Here is a 21,965-nt window from a genome sequence, read left to right as displayed (position 1 = left end):
ATCACCTACTTATTTATCTTTGGAGCGAGCAAACTTTTGAAGAATTCTCCCCCCGTCAAATCGAGATATTTCTCAATTTCTTCTCTCGGAATGTCAACAAAATATTCCTTGTCACTTCTTAAAACCATTTTTAACTCATTTTCAAAAGAGAAGCACACAAGTTCCACATCGCCTTGCATATTTTCTTCAGTTTTCTTTTGATCTACAATAGATTTCATTGCCGCTTCGTCGATGAAAATATCCTTTGCATCAACGACTTCACTGGTGTATATGTCGACCATGAATGGGTAGTTCTTGTCGTGTGCCTTTAATGTCGCATACAAAATATCCCCTTCAAGTCTGTAGTCATAAGTCACATTTTTTTCGGTTGTAATTCTGTCGGCGATTGATTTTAAAGATGCGTTCAACTTTTCGTTCGTATCTTTCGAAACGATAAACAAATAATTTTTACCGTCTTTTTCATCAATCAACATTTTTACAGTTCCTACCGGATTAATCTTCGGACTTTTCTCGATAACATTTCCGTCTTGGTCAAAATATGTTATCTTACCGTAGTCGGATGTGATGATAAGATTTTCATCTTTCATAATCGAATCGATGTTTTCTCCAACAGTCTTCTTGAGATTTCCGTTTTTATCGAGAATTTCTCCGACTCCGTTCGAAACACCCGTAACAAATCCGCCGTTAACATCAAAAGATTCTGCACTCAAAAAGTCGTATTTAAAATCCGTAACTCTGCCGTCCTTTTCGCTGTATAGTGCAAAAAGTTCGCCGTTGTTTGCAGCAAAGAAACCGTTTCCAAGAAGTCTGACATCGGTAAACACTTCGTCTGAAACAGGTTCACCCTTCAAAGTATATACTTTTTTCACGAGTTCGCCGTTCTTTCTGTCGAAAACAGTGTACATGCCGCCGTAAACTTCGGTCAAATCGCCCTTCACTTCCGGATTCACAACTTCTCCGTTCAAATCGAGAAGAAGTTGTCTGTTGCCTTCTCTCGCAAGAATTGTTTCGTCGTTAATCTTGTAGCTTTCAGTATAATTTGTTTCCTTGACATTCATATCACCATCAATAATCACAGCCTTGCCGTCTTTAACAGCAACTCCCGCATTCTTTCCGAAAGGATATGCCTCTTCAAATTGCGGTGCAAGAGTTTTTTCGCCGTCAAGATTTCTGTATCCCCACTTATCGCCGTCAAGATATGAGAAAATCTTGTTTTCGCCGATCAAAATATAGTCGTATGTCATGAGCACATCTTTGGTTTTTAAATCAATAAGATCAGTCTTGTCCTTATTTTTTACTGTGACTAACCCGTCTTTTATTTGATAAACATTTTCAATGCCCGAAAGCACATCTTCTCCTTCACGGTTGATAATTGAAACTTTGCCATTTTCAATTACAACCGCATAATCGCCTTCAAATGCTTTCAAAACATCGTCATAGTGTTTGTCAATTTTTACTTCATTATCTTTGTTAATAAAAACATAGCTTGCATCGTTGTCCGTATATTTTAGAACAGGATAAAGCTTCTCGCTCTTTTTTTTCGTACATGAAGTGAAAATAAGAGCGAGAATGCAAATAATTAAAGGCAAAACCTTTTTCATTATTTATTGACCCTCTCTAAAATTTTATCCTTGCCCAAAAGGTAAAGCACGTGAACGAAATCAGGTCCCTTTGCCTTTCCGGAGAGAAGACATCTGACCGGCATAAACAAGTTTTTACCCTTAACTCCGGTTTCAGCCTTTAAAAGTTTCATAAACTCATCCGCATATTCCAAAGTCATTTCCTTGCCTTCGAGAAGTTTTCTGATGCCGTCTTTTAAAACAGGCATATCTTCGCTTTCGAGCCATTCTTTTGTGTCTTCGTCATAATGCACTTCACTTTCGGTGAACATCTTACATTTTTCAGCAACCACTTTGAGTGTGTCGCAGTCTTCCTTTACAGCTTCCATCATGATTTCGTAGTATTCACGATTGTTCATGATTTCTTCTTGGGAAATTTCTAAGATTTCTTCCATAAACGGTGCTGCAAGGTCAAGAAGTTCAGCATTTTCCTTGTTTCTGATATAGTGTGCATTCATCCAATTGAGTTTGTCGACGTCAAAAATTCCGCCCGTCTTTGAAACTCTTTCAAATGAAAATTCTTTAATCATTTCGTCCATCGACATAATTTCGTCTTCAGTGTCAGGACTCCATCCGATAAGAGCGAGGAAGTTTATTAGAGCATCCGGAAGATATCCCGCTTTTCTGAAGTCGCCTACCGCAACATCTCCTTCTCTTTTCGAAAGTTTCTTTCGCGATTTGTTCAAAACTGTCGGAAGGTGAACATAAGTCGGTTCTTCCCAACCGAGTGCACGATAAAGAAGAACGTGTTTCGGAGTTGAAGGAAGCCATTCTTCACCACGAACGATGTGTGTAACGCCCATCAAATGGTCGTCAACAACAACTGCCATGTGGTAGGTCGGGAAACCGTCGCTCTTTAAAAGAACTTGGTCGTCCATATCGTCGGTATTTATTGTAATTTTCCCACGAACCAAATCGTTAAAAGTTACGTCTTCATTTTTGTTTAATTTAAGTCTTACAACATAAGGTTCACCGTTTGCAACACGCTTCTTTGCTTCTTCAATAGGAATTGAACGACAGAAACCGTCATATCTCGGAATCAAACCCTTTGCTTCCCTTTCAGCTCTTATAGCATCAAGTCTTTCCTTGTCGCAGAAACAGTAATATGCGTAGCCCTTGTCGATTAGTTCATCTACATATTTTCTGTAGAGCGGAAGTCTGTTTGATTGAACATAAGGTCCATATTCTCCGACTTCTTTGAGTTCGCCGTCCACATATTTCGGACCTTCGTCATTTTCGATGCCGCTCCAATTGAGTGCATCCAAAAGATTTTCGACAGCCCCTTCGACATATCTTGTTCTGTCCGTATCCTCAATTCTCAAAATAAATTGTCCGCCCATTTTCTTTGCGTATAAATAGTTGAAAAGTGCGGTTCTTAGTCCCCCTATGTGAAGCCAACCTGTTGGTGATGGCGCAAAACGTAATCTTACCGACATAATTTTCCCCTTTCTTCTTCAATAACATTTTCTATATCTTCAATTTTTACATCAACTCTGTCTTTCGGAGTAATTCTCTTTGAAAATTCAACCATTCCGTCTGCGACACCCTTGCCGACTGTGATTCTTAAAGGAATTCCGATAAGGTCACGGTCGTTGAATTTAACTCCTGCTCTTTCGCTTCTGTCGTCGATCAAAACTGTATATTTTTTACTTAGATTTTTGTAAAGTTCTTCAGAAACTTTTACTTGTTCTTCGTCATTTACATTCATGACGCTTATAATAACTTCATATGGTGCAATATTTATCGGCCAAATGATTCCGAAATCGTCGTGATTTTGCTCGATGATTGCGGTGATTGTTCTTGATATTCCAACGCCGTAGCTTCCCATCCAGAAAGGCTTTTTAACGCCGTCTTCATCCAAAAATCCTGCACCTAAAGATTCAGAATATTTTGTTCCAAGTCCGAAAATTTGTCCGACTTCGATTCCACGTCGAACTTTGAGCTCTCCGCTTCCGTCAGGAGCCATATCCCCTTCTCTTGCCATCAAAAGATCTCCGCCGTCTTCTCCGTCGAAATCGCGTCCGAAGTTTACATTGACAAAATGCATGCCTTCTTCATTTGCACCGACGACCACATTCTTCATTTCCTTTATACGCTTATCCAAAATCACACGTCCGTCAAGATTAAACGGTCCCATATATCCCGGCACACTTCCGGCAGAAACGATGTCTTCATCGGACATCATTTCGATGTCGTAATCATTTACACCTGCAAAATTTTGGAACTTCGTCATATTGAGTTCCCTATCGCCCGGAATGAAAACAAAAAACTTCTCATCTTTAACTTTTATTGCGATTGCTTTGACACAATCTTCCGGAGTTTTATTTAAATATTTTGCGACGTCCTCAATTGTTTTACAGCCCGGTGTCTCCTTCTTTTCTTTCGGAAGTTCCGCATCATTTTTAGACTTTACTTCGTAATTTACTTCGCACTTTTCATCCGTTGCTGCGAATTTATAATTTTCGGTGTAGAAAAGTTCGCCTTCTCCCGTTTCCGAAAGAGCTTGGAACTCAATAGTCATATTTCCGCCCATTTGTCCCGAGTCGGAGTCAACTTTTACATATTCAAGACCGAGCTCAGTGAAAATGCTGTCATAGCAATTTTCCATATTGTGATAACTTTTTGCCATTCCTTCCGGATCTCTGTCAAATGTATAAGCGTCCTTCATCAAAAATTCACGTGAACGATTCAAACCGAATCTCGGTCTCTTTTCGTCTCTGTATTTGAGTTGAATTTGATAAATATTTAAAGGCAGCGACTTGTAGCTCGTGAGTTCGTCTTTTACAAGAGTTGTAAAATATTCTTCAGCTGTAGGTCCAAGACAAAAATCACGTCCGTTTCTGTCCTTAACTTTAAACATTTCCGGTCCATATTTTTCCCAACGACCTGACTCTTGCCAAATTTCAGCAGGTTGAACAACACTCATTATGATTTCTTGTCCACCGAACTCGTCCATGTTTCGTCTTACAATTTCTTCAATATTTCTAAGCACTCTAAAGCCAAGCGGCAAATAAGAATAAACCCCCGAACATGACTTTCTGATCATGCCCGAACGGAGCATTAGCTTGTGACTTATAATTTCCGCATCTGCCGGAGCTTCTCTTAGAGTCGGCATATAAAGCTGTGATAATCTCATAGTTTCCTCCCAAAAAATAATATAAAAAAACACCCCAACGAATTGAGGCGAATAAATCGCGGTACCACTCAAAATTAATACTCGAAAAACTATAACGCGTCAAACCGTGTATAAATACAAAATAAAAAGACCGGTTCAACATCTTCCGCCATATCCTTTCACCGACCGGATACTCTCTGCAGGCTAAAAAAATGTCTACTATTCTTTCACAAACATTATAACACGAAAATAACACATTTGTCAAAGTAGAATACACATTTTTTGTGAATTTATATATTTTATTTTTTTGTTCGGTATTAAGTTTTAATATCTTTTTTATAATAAGATAAACATGCCTTTATGTAAAATAAAAGCGGCAATTCGCTTTTATTTCTAAATACTATTTTTGTTTTACTCTTATTTTCTTTGAAATCCAAAAAGCCAGCATTCCCAAAAGTGCAGCAACAATAATTGCCCCGCCCGGTTTTATGTCAAAATAATAAGATGCGGCAATCCCCGACATCATATATATAATTCCGAGAACCGTCGTTATTATAAGTGTACTTTTGTAAGATCTCGATGAAATAAGTGTGGTTGCAACCGGAAGAACAATAAGCGAAGTCACCATAAGTGCTCCTACAAGTTTTACAGCCATTGCAATTGTAACCGCACTCAAAAGTGTGAACACTGCGTTTACACGTTTTACTTTTACACCCGACAATCTTGCAGTGTTCGGGTCAATCGCTATTGCAAGTAAACCGGCATACTCTTTTATGCTTGCAAACACTACAAGCACAAAAACAATGAACGCATTTATAACGTCGTTCATCGTAACGGATGCAATGCTTCCGAATAGATAAGACTGAAGCGACGTTCCGCCCGGTGCGAAGTCCGAAAGTATCGATGCTGCACCAAGCCCCACACTCATAATTATTGCTGTTGCCATATCTCCGTATTGCGGAAAGCGATGTCTTATAAATTCAATCAAATATGCTGCAACTATGCAAATAATAATCATTCCTATAAGCGGATCAAATCCAAGTATGAGTCCCATTCCTACGCCGGCAAGTGCCCCGTGGGAAAGTGCGTCTCCGATCATTGAGGTTTTTCTATTTACCATTACAACACCGATGGCTGGAACCATTACAGAAAGAAATAATCCAACCAGAAGTGCTTTTCTCATAAATGCATATTCTAACATATTTTATCCCCCTCTTTGTTCAAACATACCTCCATCAGTTTTCCGTCTTTGATTTCATATGTTCGATTGATTTTTGTAAACTCCATAACCTCATCGAGTTCGTGGGTAACCAATATAATCGTTATGTTTTTATCGTCATTCAACTTTTGAATGGATTTCAAAAATGTTCGCCTGCTTGTTTCATCAACTCCTGCCGTCGGTTCATCAAGAATCAAAATTTTCGGATCATTAATCATCGCCCTTGCAATCATTGTCCTTTGTTGAAGTCCACCCGAAAGCTCATTTACCGGTCTATTTTTGTATGAATCAATATCGAGATAATTCAAAATTTCATCTGCTTTTTTATAATGCTTTTTCTTCGGAAATTTAAAAAATCCGAAATCTTCATACAAATTCAAAACAACCATTTCCCTCACAGTTATAGGAAATGCTATTTTTCCGACAACGCTCATTTGAGGCACATAACCAATTTCTTTATAAGATTTAATGTTTTGAATTTTTTCACCTGAAATTTCAACTGAGCCTACATTAGGCTTCAATTCGCCGAGCAGATTTTTTATAAAAGTGGACTTCCCGCTACCGTTGTTTCCAATAATTACTATAAATTCTCCCGCTTCGACCTCAAGATTTATATCCTTCAAAACTTGATGACTGCCATAGCTGAAATTCAAATTTTTTATACTTATGCTATTCATTTTGCCGTTTCATCTCCTCATATAAATTTTCAAGATTCATTCTCATAAGCTCTAAATAATCCATCGAGTCTACAGTTTGTCCGGGAATAATATATTCCATACTTGCAAGCGGCTTAATGTCCCCGCCGTCAATTTCTTCGGCAATAACATTTGCCACCGACTTCGGTGCCCCGTATTCGTAAAATATAGTCTTTATATTGGATTTTTTCGCATAGTCAATCGCTCTAACCATCGACCTTATACTTGGATCGTCCATAGATGTGAGCCCTTGAAGCGGATATTGAATCAACTTGAAATCCCTTGCAAGATATTGAAATGCATAGTGCATTACTATAAATTCCTTATTAGTTAGCTCTTTAAACTTATTTCTATACTCTCTTTGTAAAAGTGTGAGATTGTCCACTGCATTAAATCTTCTCGATTCAATCTCTGCGGACTTTTTCGGAACAAGATTTTCAATCTCTCTTGCAATTGTGTTTACATACGTCTTTGCATTGTTTATAGATAGCCACGAGTGCGGATCGTATGTTACTTTATCCACCTCTTGACTGCTTCCTCGCAAAATTTCTTCGCCCTTGATTTCATTTTCCCCTTCGTAAAATTCGAACGGAAGAACATCTTCAGGCAAACGGTCCGTATAAACTATCCATTTTCCTTCTTCCGGAAGAACATATTCCAGTTCACCCGACTCGTGACGCATCTTTATGCTGTAAACTTTTCCGTCTTCAACATGCAAAACGTGATCTTGACGAACTTCATCTCCCATCTCCTCCATAATCTTTCGTCCAATCTTTATAAGTTCATCATTTGTATGCTTTCCGTCATCTTTCTTAAATGCAACTCTTAAATATTCTTCGTGCGTATGCCCAAATACTATACTTTGTCTTTTTTCCTTGTAATCATATCTTGTCATGAGTTGAAAATCACCAAGCGATGCTGCCCCGGTGTAACTTATAAGGTCAACGTTATCTGATAATCTCAGAATTTTTAAATCCGGAAGACTTTCCTTTATATTGTCGGCCCATCTTTCTACGTTCGCACCGTTTATGATGAGAAGGTCTGCGTTTTTAAGTTTTTTCAAATCGCGTGCCGTCGGCTCCCACTCATGAACGGTTGCACTTGTCGGCATAAAACTTCTAAGTTCAACATCGTCTTTTGCAACCATTTTTGTCAGATTGTAAATCGGAAAAAAAGAAGCATAAACAAGAGGTTTTTCCTTGTCTACGCTTCTTTTATCGTCTTTTATACATGCGACCAACGTCAACATTACAAGGAAAAAAATTAAAAATTTTCCTTTTTTCAGCATATTATTCGGTCAACTCTTCAGCGATATCTTCAATGTCTGAAGATGTTCTTACAAATGTTGGGAACCAACCATTTTCTTCATCACTTACTTCCTTGAGATCATCTGTAAATCTTGCGTGGAAGTGAGCCAAATGTTCTTCTCCGTGAATTTGCATAAGTGCAATATATTTTGGAACATCTTTTGAATCCGTTTCGAAAACAAACCAGTTCAAAGTTTTATTTCCGTGTGGAACTTCAATCTTTTCTTTAAATGTGCAATTTATTTTTGCCATTTCTTTTCCTTCGCCGATTTTGCCGTCATAAAGAGTAATTCCATCTTTGTCAACGTGCATAGACTTATAAATTGTTCCTACAGTTTTGTCCAAATCTTTGATATATTCTTCAGATGTTTGGTTCTTTTCTTTTGCAGCTTTTTCGATTGCTTCTTTTACTTCAGGTTCATCATAATAACCGTCAATAGAATTCCAATCGCCTTCCCACATTTGAACTGAAGCTTCGTCGTTCTTTTCAGCTTCGCTGTTTTCGTTTGACTTGTCTTCTGTAGTTTGTTGCTCCGTAGTTGTTGCGGCAGCATCCTCTTTTTTACCTTCATTTTCATTTGTTTTTTTGCAGCCTACTATGAATGACATAGAAACAACAAGAACTGCAATCAAAAACATTCTTAAATTCTTCATATAAACCTCCAAAAAATTAAATAAATTTGGTTCGCATTGAAATATCTGAACCATCATCATAAGTTTAACACAAAAAGCTAGTCGCAGATAACTGAATTCTGTTCAGTATATTGAATTTTTATATAATTAATTGTTAGTGCTTTCATACAAAGTTTTTAATATGATAATGATTATCGATATCATTTTGTTTTGGTTCTCAAGCCATTTTCATTTTGCAAAAGTATAACAAGTATTAAATGTATTTAAATTGATATTTGTTTGAAACTATTATATAATAAAAATAATAAAATAACTCTACGAAAGGAGATATATGCCAAGTTTTTACACGCACTATCACTTCGGTCGCGACTTTATAAAAATTGCACCGGAGCGGATAAAGAGAATTATAAATCTCGACAAAGAACTTTTTTTATTCGGCAATCAAGGCCCGGATTTGTTCTTCTTCAATATAAATAATGCAATCAAGGGTAAAAATCCCGGAACTGATATTCACAACACAAAATTTTCAGACGTGCTTACAACAATAAAAAAGAATTTCAAACCCGAAGATCTCGAAACAAAAACAGGAAGCTATTTTTTGGGACTTGTGCTTCACTTCCTTTTGGACTGTTCACTTCACCCGACAGTTGAGTCGCTCAAACGAGAAGACTACGGTCACTTAAATATTGAAAGCGAACTCGACAGATACTATTTGAATCTTGACGGCGAAAGCGAGTTTAAATTTAAACAATCGGTTCTTATTCCCGATAAAAGTGCAGCAAAATATATTTTTCCAATCTACAAAGACTTTGACAAGGTGGATTATAAAAATGTTGAGACCTCAATTTCCAATATGGCATTTGTGAAAAACTTTTTTCATAACGATTCGCTCCTAAAGGAAAAATTTATACTGGGGGTTCTCACTTTGATAAATCAAAAATATAATTTCGGCGGACAACTCATTACTCGAAAACCATTTTCTTATGCTGAAAATTCAAACAAAATCTTATCCGAAATGTACGGCGACAATTTGAAAATCGCCCCTGAATTTTTGGATAAAACTTTGGAATATATGTTTGAAAACGGCAAAGAACTTGAAATTTACAGAAAGGATTTTAACGGTGTCTAAATTAAAATTAACAAAACTCGAAAAAAACTGGATAAAGTATGACGTTGGAAACAGTGCATATATCCTTCTTGCAACCACAATTATCCCGATACTTTTTAAATCAATCGGAGAAAATTCACTCTCAAGCTCGGACTATCTTGCAAGCTGGGGCTATGCTATGACAATCTCAACACTCGTGATTGCAATTTTAAGCCCGATACTCGGAGCAATAAGTGACGGCCGCGGAAAAAGAAAACCGATGTTTCAAATATTTCTCTTTATAGGAATAATTGGACTTCTCATACAACCACTCACAACAAATTGGATTGTATTTTTAGCAATTTTTATCATAACGAAAATAGGATTTAACGGCTCTCTCGTCTTTTACGACAGCATGCTCCCCGACATAACGACAAACGACAGAATGGACGAGGTGAGTTCATTCGGCTACGCTTGGGGTTACATCGGAAGCTGTGTTCCGTTTATTCTAAGCATCGTACTTGCGACAAAAGGCGGCGACCTTTTCGGTCTATCCCTTTCGACCTCGATGATAATAATATGTGCACTGAATGCAGCTTGGTGGCTGTTCTTCTCTATGCCTTTGATAAAAACATACGAACAAAAATACTACATTGAAAACCAAAACACAACACCGAAAGTTGTATTTAAGAGACTTTTAAAAACCGTAAAAGAAATTGGAGAAAATAAAAAAATAAGATACTTCCTCCTCTCATTCTTTTTCTACATCGACGGAGTCTACACAATAATCGGAATGGCAACCGCATACGGCGAAAGTTTGGGGCTAGATTCGGCAGGTCTTATCCTTGCCCTTCTTGCAACACAAATCGTTGCGTTCCCATGTGCAATTTACTTCGGGCGCATTTCAAAAAAATATAAAACCGAAACACTTTTAAAGATCACAATTGTCGCATATGGACTTATCACTCTCTATGCAACATTTTTAAACAACCTCACGCAATTTTGGATACTTGCGATTCTCGTCGGAATGTTCCAAGGAGCAATTCAAGCACTTTCTAGAAGCTACTTCGCAAAAATTATTCCGCCTGAAAAAAGTGGAGAATATTTCGGAGTATTCGACATATTCGGAAAAGGTGCAAGCATATTCGGCACACTCCTTATTGCAGTCGTAACCGACATAACCGAAAAACAACAATACGGCATAATGGCACTCGTAGCCCTGTTTATAATCGGATACTTCGTCTTCGACAGAGATGTAAAAGTTAAAGCATAATAACAAGAAGCTATGTTTTCTTAGCTTCTTTTTTTGTATGAATACTAATATCAACTTACATATTTTTTACATAAAAAATAAAGGACCGTGGCCAGTCCTTTATTTCAAAGGAGTTTAAGATTTCTTGAATATAAGAATATCTTGCTTTGAGCTTTCAAACATCAATCTCAAGCTCTATTATCAATCGCTCTTTTGAGCGTGATAAACAAATATACAAATCCCACCATGATAATAACGTGGCCTACACCGGCGATGCCCGAAATTGAAGCATCAAGTGCTTTATTTTTTGACCAATCCATTATTTCTGTGAGTCCGCGAAGTATAATCATCGAAGCTGTAATAACAAATCCGACATTATAACTTACAAAAAATGTTCTAAAAGTTTTCTCGTTTTCCAGTTTAAGATTCATTGAAAAGAGTCCTAGAATTAAAAATATAAGAGAACCGAGCACCAATATGTGCGTGTGAGCAACAGACAAAGTTGTTTTGCCCATAAATCCCAGGTATTTTGTGAATTCACGATAAAATGCCCCCGCAATGAGTCCAATTATCGCATAGATAAATGAGAGGTTAACCAATTTTTTTGTCATATGTTTTCTCCTTTCGTTTTATTTTAAAACATTTGTCTGTCTTTTCGGCAAATGGTTCTAAATGGTTTCATCCGTTTGAACAATGTTCAATAGCTGTTCAAATAAAATCTCACTCAATGTGAGATTCTAGTATAATATTTTCTTTATCATATTTATCAGCGTCATCGTGTCGTAATTCTTTTGAATTACAAGCGACACAAGCCCTGATATAATAAATTGCACAAGTTTGTCTTTTGTAAAGTCCGCATCAAATGCATCTTGATTTACATTTGCATCCCTATCGATTGAAATCTTGAGATTGGCTTTAAATTTTTCGAGATATTTTCGCATCGAGCCCTTTGCTTTGTTCATATTTTGTGCTTTGAAGCTGAGCGAATGAATCGTAAAAAAGTTCGGATATTTTTTTATGCCTTCTGCGGTATGATTGAAAATTCTTTCTATATATTCAACAAACGAATTCTCTTCGCAACCCGCATAATCCAACTTAAAAATATCTTCCCATACGCCTTCAATAACATCGATCAGTAGATCGTCTTTAGACGGAAAGTAGTAGTAAACCGAACCAATGGCAATGCCGCTTTCTCTTGCAACTTTTCTTATGTTTAAAGCGTTCAGTCCCTCTGTTGAAACAATTTCTTTTGCGACTTTTAAAATCGATTCTTTTGAAATGATCGGGCTTGCCATTTTTTCTCCTCTCAAAACTTTACAATTATATTATAACATGTTTTTTTTAATTTGTCACCTTTTATTTAAAAAAATAAAAAGCCGCCACATGTGTGACGGCATAGTCTCTAATAATCTTCGAGTAAAACTTTGAAGAATCCTTGTGGGTGATCACATGCCGGACATTTCTTAGGAGCTTTTTTGCCCTTGTGTACATATCCGCAGTTTAGACAAATCCAATAAACTTCTTCATCTCTTTCAAAGAGTTTATCTTTTTCGAGTCTATCTGCAAGTGCTGTGTATCTCTTGTCGTGATGTTCTTCAACTTCACCGATTTCTTTCAATGTTGCAGCAATTGCTGTGAATCCTTCTTCTTTTGCAATTTTTGCAAATGTAGGATACATGTCTTCGTGTTCATATTCTTCACCTTCAGCAGCTGCTCTCAAATTTGTGAGAGTGTCTCCCAAGTGAACAGGATATTCAGCGTTGATTGTGATACCTTCATCATTTAATTCTTCTTTCAAGTATTTGTAGAGTCTGTTTGCGTGAGCTCTTTCATTTTCTGCTGTTTCTTCAAATACTGCTTGAATTACTTCCAATCCTTCTTTTTTTGCTTGACTAGCGTACATCTTGTATCTCATAACTGCTTGGCATTCGCCTGCAAATGCAGTCATAAGGTTTGTAGCTGTCTTTGAACCTTTTAATTCCATATTAATACCTCCCCAAGTATATTTTTATCACGTACTATATATACCCATTAAATCTGTTTTAAACACATATTTACTTATTTCTTTCCCAAGAATTTTGTTTTTCATTTGCTTATCAATTTCTTGACAACGAAATCGAAAAACTCTATAATGAAAATGATAATAGATTTCATATTAAGGAGGTGATTCTATGAACAAAAAATTTATTGTGGCATTCACGCTTATTTTTCTCGTGCTAACGATTGTTTTTACATGTGCGGCACTTTTCTGTACAAATCATATTTGCACACACCACAAATGTTCGGTTTGCAGCTACATAGAAGCTGTGAATGTAAATGAAAGAAATAGAATCGCCGTTTCGATTATATTCTTCGCTCTGTTTTTCAAAATTTTTATATTAATAGAAAGAAAATATAATTTTGAAAAAGTTTTAAAGGAAACCCCTATCGATCTGAAGGTTAGAATAAATGATTAGATTATAAATCGCATCAACAAAAAAATTTATTCTAATATTTGGAGGTTATATAATATGAAAGGTAAAATTAAATTAATTATTATTGCACTTTTAACAGTGCTATTGGTTAGCGGCTGCGCAAAGAAAGACGGTGCAGTTAAAGAAGAAAAAGAAGACACAAAAACTGTTGCAGAAAACACAGAAACTTCAGAAAAAGACGAAAATAAAGCTGATGATGAAATAAGCGTCGTAACAAATATTTATCCATCATACGATTGGGTTAACGAAATTTCAAAGGATACAAATGTAACTGTGAAGAATTTGACCGACAAAGGTGTAAATCTTCACAACTACGAACCTACAGCAGAAGATATTACTAGCATAAAAAATGCAAATCTCTTTGTTTATGTCGGTGGAGAATCCGACGAATGGGCACCGGACGCAATCAAAGAAAGTCCAAATGTCACTGCAATAAATATGATGGAAGTTTTAAAGGACAACATCAAACCGGAAGAAGTTATTGAAGGCATGGAAGACGAAGACGAAGATCACGACCATGACCATGATGAAAAAGACGACCATGACGAGGATGATCACGATGAAAAGGACGACCATGACGAAAAGGACGATCACGATGAAGATGAAGACGAACATCATCATCACCACCACGATGACGAAGTCGAAATGGATGAACATGTTTGGCTTTCTTTAAAGAATGCAAAACTCGTTTGCAACACTATCTGTGAAAATCTAAAGAAACTCAGTCCAAAATACGCCGATAAGTTCGATGAAAATTTAAAAGCTTATGTTGAAAAATTGGATGCTTTGGATAAAAAATATTCAGAAGAACTCACAAATCAAAAATTCGGCACCGTTCTTTTCGGTGACAGATTCCCGTTCAGATATTTGGTTGATGATTACAATTTGAAGTACTATGCCGCATTTGTAGGCTGTTCACAAGAATCTGAAGCAAGCTTTGAAACTATTGTTTTCTTGGCAAATAAAGTTGATGAACTCGGCTTAAAATCAATTTTCACTCTTTCCGACTCAGACCACAAAATTGCTGAAACGGTTAAAGAAAATACAAAAGATAAAACTCAAGAAATTCGCGTTTTAAATTCTCTTGAATCCGTCACTTCAAACGACAACACAAGCTATCTCGAAGTTATGGAAGAAAATCTCGAATCACTCAAGGCGGGTTTAAATTAATGTACTCGATTAATGTTAAGGATTTGGCGTTCGGTTATAAACGTCAAATCCTTTCCAATTCTTTAAACATACAAATTAATTCAGGCGATTATCTTGTTGTTTTGGGGGAAAACGGAACCGGTAAATCCACTCTCATAAAAACAATTTTGGGACTTTTAAAGCCGATCGGCGGTGAAATTGTGTTTGACGGTCTTAGTAAGGAGGACATAGGCTATCTTCCACAACTTTTCTCGATGGCTCCCGACTTTCCGGCAACCGTTTATGAGGTTGTAATCTCCGGAAATCGACCTAATTTTTTGTGTTTCTACACAAAATCTGAAAAGAAAAAATGTTATGAGGCTCTGAATAATTTCGGCATTCTCGACTTAAAGAACAGACCTTTTTCAAAACTTTCCGGAGGACAACAGGAAAAAGTTTTACTTGCTCGTGCTTTCGTTAGCAATAAAAAAGTTCTGATTTTAGACGAACCGGTCACCGGGCTCGACGTCGGTGCACGTGAAAATATGTATCGACTTATAAATGATTTAAATAAATCCGGCACAACAATAATAATGATCAGTCATGACACGACTGATGCACTGAAATATGCAAGTCACGTTTTGAAACTCGGAACTAACTTCTTCTTCGGCAAAAAGGATGACTACAAAAATGGAACTCTTTAATAAATTTTTGATGTATATGGATTACCCGTTTGTGAGATATGCTCTTGTAACCGGTGTTTTAATCGCACTCGCTTCTTCAATTTTAGGAGTTGTGCTTGTGCTTAAAAGATACAGCTATATTGGAAACAGCCTCTCAAATGTTGCTTTCGGCTCAATGAGCGTTGCGACAGTTGTCGGGCTCACCAACAAAATGTACTTGATTCTTCCCGTAACAATTTTAACGGCAATACTTCTATTAAACTCGGGAAAGAAAATGAGCCTTACATCCGACGCGGCAATTGCAATGATTGCAGTATCCGCTCTTGCACTCGGCTATCTTGTCATGAACGTGTTTAAAACAGGACCTAACGTCGCAGTTGATGTCTGCACCACACTTTTCGGCTCAACCTCGATTTTAACACTTAAACTCTCAGACGTTTACAGCTGTGTACTGCTCTCAATTTTGGTTTTAATATTTTTTATAACCAACTACAAAAACATCTTCTCCGTAACATTTGACGGCGAATATGCAAAAGCAACCGGTGTAAACACAGAACTTACAAATCTCTTGTTGTCAATAATAATCGCAATTGTAATCTCTCTTGCAATGACACTTGTGGGCTCGCTTCTCGTTTCAGCTCTAATTGTTTTTCCGACAATTTCATCAATGAAAGTTTCCCACTCATTTAAAGGCGTTTGCATATTATCCGTTGTGTTCTCGGTATTTTGTGCAGTCTTTGGAATCGTATTTGCAATTCTTGTCGGCACTCCTGTCGGCTCCACAATCGTTGGTGCAAATGTTGTGCTCTTTGTATTATGTAAAATTTATAACATCGTGCGAGGTGAATAAATGAAAAATAGATTTATAAAATTCTTTATTATATTTATAATTTTTATCGCAATTGCAGGCTGTGGAAAAAAACGCGAAACCGGAAATCAACTTTTTTCCACATCGAAAAGCGTCAAAGATACAATTGAAGCTGAAATGAAAAAAGAAGAACAAAAAAAGGAAAAAAGTGAGAGCGATAAAGCACTTAAAGATGATTTTCAAGCAACCGAAGATGACGTAAAAAAAGTTGACGAAGAAAATAAAGAAAGCAATGATAAAAAAGAGCCTGAAAAAGTCGACGATAAAAATAAAAAAGATATCGACTATGACTTGACTCAAATGAACTCAGATATGATTTATGCGACTGTCTTTATGGTTGTACAGGACCCTGAAAGCTACTCCGGAAAAACCTTTAAAATTTACGGAAACTCATACACTTTCCCGACCACAGAAGGTAAAAGTATGACTCATTACTGCCTTATAAAAGACGCTCTCGCCTGCTGTGCTCAAGGGCTTGAATTCATTTCAAGTAACAGCGACGAAAAGTACCCTGACGACGGCGACGACATAATTGTGACCGGGACACTCGAAAGCTACACTGTCGAAGACATCCCGATGCCCCTTTGTCGACTTGTAAACGCAAAAATTGAAAAGAAAAAACCTGAGGGAAAATAAGCACAACTCTGTAATACCTATGTATTATGGAGTTTTTTTGTGGGTTCTTTTTTATTTGCGGGCTATTTTGCGATAAACGACTGATCTCGTGTTTTAGTCGTTGCGACATATTTATCAATATGCCTCACTCCTAAAACTCTCAATCTAGCCGTTTCTCATCAAAATATCCTCGCAAATAACAGCGTGTATAAATTGTGAGAAATTGAAAACGCTGTGCCCATAAAATATCGAACCAAAAATATCACCAGCAAATATTTCCCACGCCGAAATGTTTTCCAATTGCATGCATTCGCAAACACAGCCGTAGCGTGACGGTTCTGTGAATCCTCACGCCATATATCACGTTCGTGCAATTTACAACCCCACCAACAACGCTATGCCAAAATAATGTTGAACCCCCCATACAATTTCCACAACTATATTCGCAAAACAATCTTCCCAAAATATTCCCCGGCAATTTTCCATCTTAGCGGCGATACACCTTTTTATCTCATCTCGCGACGAAATTAAAATTTCTGCTCGATGGATAAAAAAACTGGTCGCCGCTACGGACAGCGTGTACATATTTCTACATAAATTATTACATTCATATTTATAACATTATTTTGTTTGAACAATTGTATATGCGTGTGTACGCATCTGTAGCGGGACGGCATACGTTGTGACGTAAGGAACAACGATAAGTCCTTCCTGTGCCCAACCGAGCGAAAAAGAAATCTCCGATTTCGTGTTTGAGCACGGGAAGGGTACCGCCATATTTGTCGTTTAAATGTTGTAGGTCCGTAACAACAACGCTGCGTCTATAAAATATCGAATCAAGTGTTTATCGCGAAAATCATCGCAAATTAGCGTGCAAACAAAAAAAGAGAACCGGTGATTACCGATTCCCATATAAACATTGTAATTTGCGAGGAATTTTCGATGAGAAACGCTTAGATGAAATATTTTAGGAGTGAGGCGTACTGGCAAGTACGTCGCAACGACTAAAATATTGAATCAAGCGTTTATCGCGAAAATAACCGCAAATAAACCCACCCCTATTTAAAAAGGCCTCCTATCGCATCCTTCACATTATCCACAACATCATCCACAATATTTGAATTTTCTGCTTTTTTCCTAATGTCTTCAAGATATGTCGTATCAATTTTATCGATTTCGCTTTTCACTCCCGGTTCCAATTTGTCGATGATGTTCTTTGCCATGTCGTCAGGCAAGAGTGCATAAAGTACTTTCGAAATTGTCGGTTCGAGTTTATTTAAGATGCCTGTCAATGTGCTTGCATCCAAGTTGTCAGCGAGCGATTTTACAGCTCCCAAATCTTCCTTGTCGATAAATTCCTTGATTTTTTCAGTAATTTGTCCTGCATCGTTTCCGATTCCCAATTTTTCTAAAATATTCATAATTTCCTCCTTGAATATTATTTTCGTTTAAAAACTACATATTTGTAGTTCAAACCTGTCTTTTCGTCAAACATTATTTTGCTCTCATTTTCTAGAGCAAATCCATTTTTTATCGGGTTCAAAATCGTTGAATCCGCCTTATACTTTTTAAGAACTATTGTAAGATACATATAGTCAATGTCCTCAATCATCGAATTCACTGTGTTTGCTCCGCCGATAAGCATTCCGTTTTTGTCGTTTTTAAGTCTTTCTCTGAATTCATCGAAGTCGTGAATAACTTCGTCTGCACCTTCAGGATTTTTCGAAGAAAGCACAATCATTTTTCTCCCTTCAAGCGGTCCTGTGGATTCAAAAGTTGTTCGGCCCATGTAAAGATTTTTTCCCATGGTGATTTCCTTAAATCTTTTCAAATCGTCATCGATCCAAAATAGCATGTCGCCGTCAATGCCAATGCCATAATTTAAATCGCATGCCAAAATTATGGAAACCCCGCCGTCTTCTATTCTTTTGTTTATGGTCTCAAGGTCTACCTGAAGTCTACCACTGTCTCTATTATCCATCTGTTATCGTCCTTTTCTTTCAGTCTATTCAAAACATTTACCTTTATATTTTCAACTTTCTCAAGTTTATTCTCATCAACTGCAATTGTTATTATATTGCTTTCACCCAAAATTACGTCGTGAACGCCTTTAACTCCCGCAATTTCTTCAATGGCTTTCTTTATTTCAAGACGTCTTCCGCCTACAATTTTCGGCTCTATATGAACAACCAAATCAATATTTGTCTTTTCTCTGAGTTCAACCGTAAGCCTTTCAATAACATCGTGTGCCTCACGAACCGTTAAATCCGGATCCACCTCAACGTCTGCCGTTGCAAAAACATGATCCATTGATTTTCTGTCTACATATATATTGTGAATTGAATTAATCATCGGAGAGCTGCTTAGTGCATCTTCAATCGCCTTCAAGTCTTCTTCGCTCGGCTTTTCACCAATCAAAGGGGAGATTGTGTCCTTCAAAGTTTCATATGCCGAGTATAGAAGTATAAGTGAAATTATTAGTGCAACAATCGAGTCCAAAACGGGATAGTTTGCAAAGAAAAAACTCGTTAAAAGAACCGTTGTGGAAATTACAACGTCAAAAAGTGCATCCTGTCTGTTTGCCTTAAAAATTGTACTTTTAAAATTCAGATAGTATTCGTGATTTAAAAGTGAAAATCCGGATTTCAGAACTATCGACAATATCATAAATGCCCTTGTAATTGTGTCAATGTCAGTCTTTTCCGGATCAACTATGCCGCCGACGCTCTTTACGAGAAATTGAATACCGATAATCGCAGTCACAACCGAAATGATAAACCCGGTTATATACTCGATTCTGTCGTATCCATACGGATGGTCCTTGTCCATCGGCTTTCTGCTCATTCGCATGCCGACCATGGTTAAAATCGAAACGAAGCTGTCCATGAGGTTGTTTACCCCATCTGCAAGAACGGATATAGAGCCTGTTGCAAATCCCAAAATCATTTTCGGTACCGCAAGCACCAATGCGACAGCAAGTCCGATTTCACCTATTCTTTCGGAACCTTTTTTACTTTTAATAAGTTTTTGAAACATTATTTTTCCCCGTCGTTCTCTTCATCTTTTCCTTTATAAAAGTTCTTTTCGTATTCATCAAAGAAATTGCTTTTGTTTTCAGCTTCATGCTCATTTTCGCCGTACTTATTAAAAACGTCTGCATTATATCCTTCTAAATTATCCGGATATTGCTCCAAATCGTCGCTCCCTTCGGTATAAATCAGATAAACCGCTGCGACAGCTGAGTTTAGATAAAAACTGATAGCGTTTATTACAAACGATATAACGAAAATTAAAATATGTCCGCCAATTCCGGATTCAAAAATCTTTGTAAGTGCTCTAAAGGATTTCCAAAATTCGAAGTTTTTAAAAACAGCAAAATTTATGATTAAAATTGCTCCAAACGTAATGAAAAATGTTATTAAAACAATAATCAAAATGTTTTTAACGTAACCTTTTTTCTTGAATGTAGAAAGTGCAACTTTTAGTGAACTCATAATCTTTCTGTCCGGATCTTCCACGACTGCAATTTGCGCCGTCGAAGTAAAATATGCCAAAGCTATTGCAACAAATGCAACAAATACCATAAATATAGGCAAATAAGCAGTTATGACCATAAGAAGTATCAGCGGAAATAATGAAACCAAACTCACAAACAGCGACATCAAAATCGACTTTGCAATTGCTTTTCCATAAACTCCTCTGTCTCTAAATTCGTAACCCTTTGCTTTTCTAAAGAAATATACCAAAAATAGAATATTTACTATAGCCTGCACCGCTTTTTGAAGAGATTCCATCGGGCTGTCCGTTTCAACCTCCGTTTTCATAATGCCCGTTCTGCTTTCAAGTGTCGTAGTTTTGTTAAGCAAAAATCCATCTCCTGAAATTGCAGGAATAATCGAAACGATAATCGACAAAAGAATCACTACAACCAAAAGATTTTTGCTTACAAATTCAAAAGTGTCTTTAAAAATACCCCTTATTCCGTAGCCCCCGGCTGCGTTTTTATCTCTAATTTTTTTATCAAAAGTCATTTAATCACCTAAATCACAAAATCTCCGTTTTCAAAGATTTTATATTCTTTTCCTTCCTTGTCGTAGCCGACAATTTCAAGCGTTTCATCACCAACCATAAAGTCCACGTGTATTTGCGAATCATTGATGCCGTGCTTATCGAGCTCTTCTTCGGTCATCTTGTCTCCGCCCTTTAAGCAGGTTGGATATGCAGCCCCGAATGCCAAGTGGCAACTTGCATTTTCGTCGAAAAGTGTGTTCATAAAAATGAGTCCCGAACGATTTATAGGACTTTCAACCGAAACAAGTGCAACTTCACCGAGACTTGATGCATTTTCATCGGTTTTAATCAAATCCTTCAAATTTTGCTCGCCATGCTTTGCACTCACTTCAACAGCCTTGCCCTTTTCAAAAACAACTTTAAATTCATCGACAATAGTGCCGCTCAAATTTAGAGGCTTTGTCGAATAAACTACTCCGTCAATTCTATTTTTGTCAGGAGCTGTGAAAATTTCTTCTGTCGGAAGGTTCGGAAGGAAAATATTTTTTCTGTCATCTTCTGAAACAGCACCCATCCAAACGTGGTTTTCCGGAAGACCTATTGTGAGGTCCGTCCCCTTCTTTGTCGTGTAGTGAAGTCTGTCCAATTGCAATTCATTTAATTTTTTACCGCGACTTTCCAGCTTTTCAAGATGTTCATCCCAAGCGGCAAACGGATCTTCTCTGTCCAAACGAACAGTTTTAAAAATTGCTTCTTTAAGTTTTTTTACAGCTTCGTCATCGCTCAAATCCGGGAAAACCTTTTTTGCCCACTTGACTGTCGGATAACCCACAACGCACCAACTGTTCATATCGTTCATCGTGTATTTCATTGAAGGTTTCATAACCTTGCCGGCAGCCTTTGATCTCATCGCAATTCTCTTCGGGTCAATGCCTTTAAAAAGATCCGGATCTCCACCTGTTATCGAAAGATAAAAACATCCGTCTTCAGCATAATCAACAGCTTCATCGAGATTGTATTTGCCGAAATGTTCGAGCCTTTCTTCGCTCATGTGTTCCATGTTGAGCCTTTCGATTGCTTCATCTTTGATGTCGACCTTGACTTCAGCTGCACCTTTTTCATAAGCCATTCTTGCAACTTCTCTTGCAAATGGTAAATTTTCAGTGTTTGCTCTAATTCTTAAAATTGAACCGTCTTTAATATTGAGTGCCTTGTTTACTATTAACTCTGCATATAATCTATCGTTCATATATCCTCCA

22 protein-coding genes are annotated in these 21,965 nt (G+C 37.2%); 7 read left to right on the top strand and 15 right to left on the bottom strand.

Annotated features, from left to right (window positions below; translation table 11 throughout):
* Positions 1-5 precede the first annotated feature (5 nt).
* From C7381_RS00515 to C7381_RS00485, 7 genes are all read right to left on the bottom strand, one after another.
* Entirely contained in the window at positions 6-1,601 is a 1,596-nt protein-coding gene (locus C7381_RS00515) for a WG repeat-containing protein (RefSeq protein WP_116479506.1), read from the bottom strand.
* Positions 1,601-3,058: a glutamate--tRNA ligase gene (gltX, locus tag C7381_RS00510; RefSeq protein ID WP_116479505.1), complete on the bottom strand. Its 1,458-nt coding sequence runs from the start codon at positions 3,056-3,058 to the stop codon at positions 1,601-1,603. Before gltX ends, C7381_RS00515 begins: the two co-directional genes overlap by 1 nt.
* Entirely contained in the window at positions 3,046-4,755 is a 1,710-nt protein-coding gene (locus C7381_RS00505; protein ID WP_116479504.1) for a proline--tRNA ligase, read from the bottom strand. The genes gltX and C7381_RS00505 overlap by 13 nt, the downstream gene beginning before the upstream one ends.
* Positions 4,756-5,134: 379 nt before the next feature.
* Positions 5,135-5,935, bottom strand: coding sequence for a metal ABC transporter permease (locus C7381_RS00500; protein ID WP_116479503.1), 801 nt, complete (start codon positions 5,933-5,935; stop codon positions 5,135-5,137).
* Positions 5,929-6,630 carry a metal ABC transporter ATP-binding protein gene (locus C7381_RS00495; RefSeq protein ID WP_034548041.1) on the bottom strand — a complete coding sequence of 234 codons (702 nt, stop codon included), beginning with the start codon at positions 6,628-6,630 and terminating at the stop codon, positions 5,929-5,931. Before C7381_RS00495 ends, C7381_RS00500 begins: the two co-directional genes overlap by 7 nt.
* The gene (locus C7381_RS00490; protein ID WP_116479653.1) at positions 6,623-7,897 is read right to left on the bottom strand and encodes a metal ABC transporter solute-binding protein, Zn/Mn family; all 1,275 of its coding nucleotides are present in this window, start codon (positions 7,895-7,897) and stop codon (positions 6,623-6,625) included. The genes C7381_RS00495 and C7381_RS00490 overlap by 8 nt, the downstream gene beginning before the upstream one ends.
* Positions 7,898-7,937: 40 nt before the next feature.
* Positions 7,938-8,609, bottom strand: a complete 672-nt coding sequence (locus C7381_RS00485) for a ZinT/AdcA family metal-binding protein (protein ID WP_034548045.1) — start codon at positions 8,607-8,609, stop codon at positions 7,938-7,940.
* A gap of 310 nt (positions 8,610-8,919) precedes the next feature.
* Between C7381_RS00485 and C7381_RS00480 the strand changes: the two genes are divergently transcribed.
* Together C7381_RS00480 and C7381_RS00475 are read left to right on the top strand one after the other, a co-directional pair.
* Positions 8,920-9,717 carry a zinc dependent phospholipase C family protein gene (locus C7381_RS00480; RefSeq protein WP_116479502.1) on the top strand — a complete coding sequence of 266 codons (798 nt, stop codon included), beginning with the start codon at positions 8,920-8,922 and terminating at the stop codon, positions 9,715-9,717.
* Complete coding sequence (locus tag C7381_RS00475; protein WP_116479652.1) at positions 9,710-10,948, top strand: MFS transporter; 1,239 nt, start codon at positions 9,710-9,712, stop codon at positions 10,946-10,948. Before C7381_RS00480 ends, C7381_RS00475 begins: the two co-directional genes overlap by 8 nt.
* A 167-nt stretch (positions 10,949-11,115) precedes the next feature.
* Here C7381_RS00475 and C7381_RS00470 read toward each other — a convergent pair whose 3' ends face one another.
* From C7381_RS00470 to rbr, 3 genes are all read right to left on the bottom strand, one after another.
* Positions 11,116-11,538, bottom strand: coding sequence for a DUF2871 domain-containing protein (locus C7381_RS00470; RefSeq protein ID WP_116479501.1), 423 nt, complete (start codon positions 11,536-11,538; stop codon positions 11,116-11,118).
* A gap of 126 nt (positions 11,539-11,664) precedes the next feature.
* Positions 11,665-12,222, bottom strand: coding sequence for a TetR/AcrR family transcriptional regulator (locus C7381_RS00465; RefSeq protein WP_116479500.1), 558 nt, complete (start codon positions 12,220-12,222; stop codon positions 11,665-11,667).
* A 107-nt stretch (positions 12,223-12,329) separates the two neighbouring features.
* Entirely contained in the window at positions 12,330-12,911 is a 582-nt protein-coding gene (gene rbr / locus C7381_RS00460) for a rubrerythrin (protein ID WP_116479499.1), read from the bottom strand.
* 187 nt (positions 12,912-13,098) lie between these two features.
* Here rbr and C7381_RS00455 point away from each other — a divergent pair, with 187 nt between their 5' ends.
* Genes C7381_RS00455 through C7381_RS00435 form a run of 5 tightly spaced genes read left to right on the top strand, consistent with a single transcriptional unit; the run spans position 13,099 to position 16,716 of the window.
* On the top strand, positions 13,099-13,383 hold the full coding sequence (locus tag C7381_RS00455; RefSeq protein ID WP_116479498.1) for a hypothetical protein: 285 nt from the start codon (positions 13,099-13,101) through the stop codon (positions 13,381-13,383).
* 54 nt (positions 13,384-13,437) lie between these two features.
* Positions 13,438-14,571, top strand: coding sequence for a metal ABC transporter substrate-binding protein (locus C7381_RS00450; protein ID WP_116479497.1), 1,134 nt, complete (start codon positions 13,438-13,440; stop codon positions 14,569-14,571).
* Entirely contained in the window at positions 14,571-15,233 is a 663-nt protein-coding gene (locus C7381_RS00445) for a metal ABC transporter ATP-binding protein (protein WP_116479496.1), read from the top strand. Before C7381_RS00450 ends, C7381_RS00445 begins: the two co-directional genes overlap by 1 nt.
* A complete protein-coding gene (locus C7381_RS00440) occupies positions 15,208-16,062 on the top strand; it encodes a metal ABC transporter permease (protein ID WP_245893655.1) in 855 nt (284 codons plus the stop codon). Before C7381_RS00445 ends, C7381_RS00440 begins: the two co-directional genes overlap by 26 nt.
* On the top strand, positions 16,063-16,716 hold the full coding sequence (locus C7381_RS00435; protein ID WP_116479494.1) for a hypothetical protein: 654 nt from the start codon (positions 16,063-16,065) through the stop codon (positions 16,714-16,716).
* Between the two features lie 1,037 nt (positions 16,717-17,753).
* On the opposite strand, the gene C7381_RS00430 is transcribed toward C7381_RS00435, so the two are convergent.
* Genes C7381_RS00430 through C7381_RS00410 form a run of 5 tightly spaced genes read right to left on the bottom strand, consistent with a single transcriptional unit; the run spans position 17,754 to position 21,955 of the window.
* Entirely contained in the window at positions 17,754-18,116 is a 363-nt protein-coding gene (locus tag C7381_RS00430; RefSeq protein ID WP_116479493.1) for a hypothetical protein, read from the bottom strand.
* A 17-nt stretch (positions 18,117-18,133) separates the two neighbouring features.
* Positions 18,134-18,676, bottom strand: a complete 543-nt coding sequence (locus tag C7381_RS00425; protein WP_116479492.1) for a dihydrofolate reductase — start codon at positions 18,674-18,676, stop codon at positions 18,134-18,136.
* Positions 18,643-19,731 carry a cation diffusion facilitator family transporter gene (locus tag C7381_RS00420; RefSeq protein ID WP_116479491.1) on the bottom strand — a complete coding sequence of 363 codons (1,089 nt, stop codon included), beginning with the start codon at positions 19,729-19,731 and terminating at the stop codon, positions 18,643-18,645. Before C7381_RS00420 ends, C7381_RS00425 begins: the two co-directional genes overlap by 34 nt.
* Positions 19,731-20,726, bottom strand: coding sequence for a hypothetical protein (locus C7381_RS00415; RefSeq protein WP_116479490.1), 996 nt, complete (start codon positions 20,724-20,726; stop codon positions 19,731-19,733). Before C7381_RS00415 ends, C7381_RS00420 begins: the two co-directional genes overlap by 1 nt.
* 8 nt (positions 20,727-20,734) lie before the next feature.
* Positions 20,735-21,955: an aminopeptidase gene (locus C7381_RS00410; RefSeq protein ID WP_116479489.1), complete on the bottom strand. Its 1,221-nt coding sequence runs from the start codon at positions 21,953-21,955 to the stop codon at positions 20,735-20,737.
* Between the last annotated feature and the right edge of the window lie 10 nt (positions 21,956-21,965).

Origin of the sequence: Ezakiella coagulans, from assembly GCF_003096635.1 — a bacterium.
Lineage (GTDB): Bacteria > Bacillota > Clostridia > Tissierellales > Peptoniphilaceae > Ezakiella > Ezakiella coagulans.
Note: the sequence above shows the minus strand (reverse complement) of the source record. Positions and strands in the feature narration are given on the sequence as shown.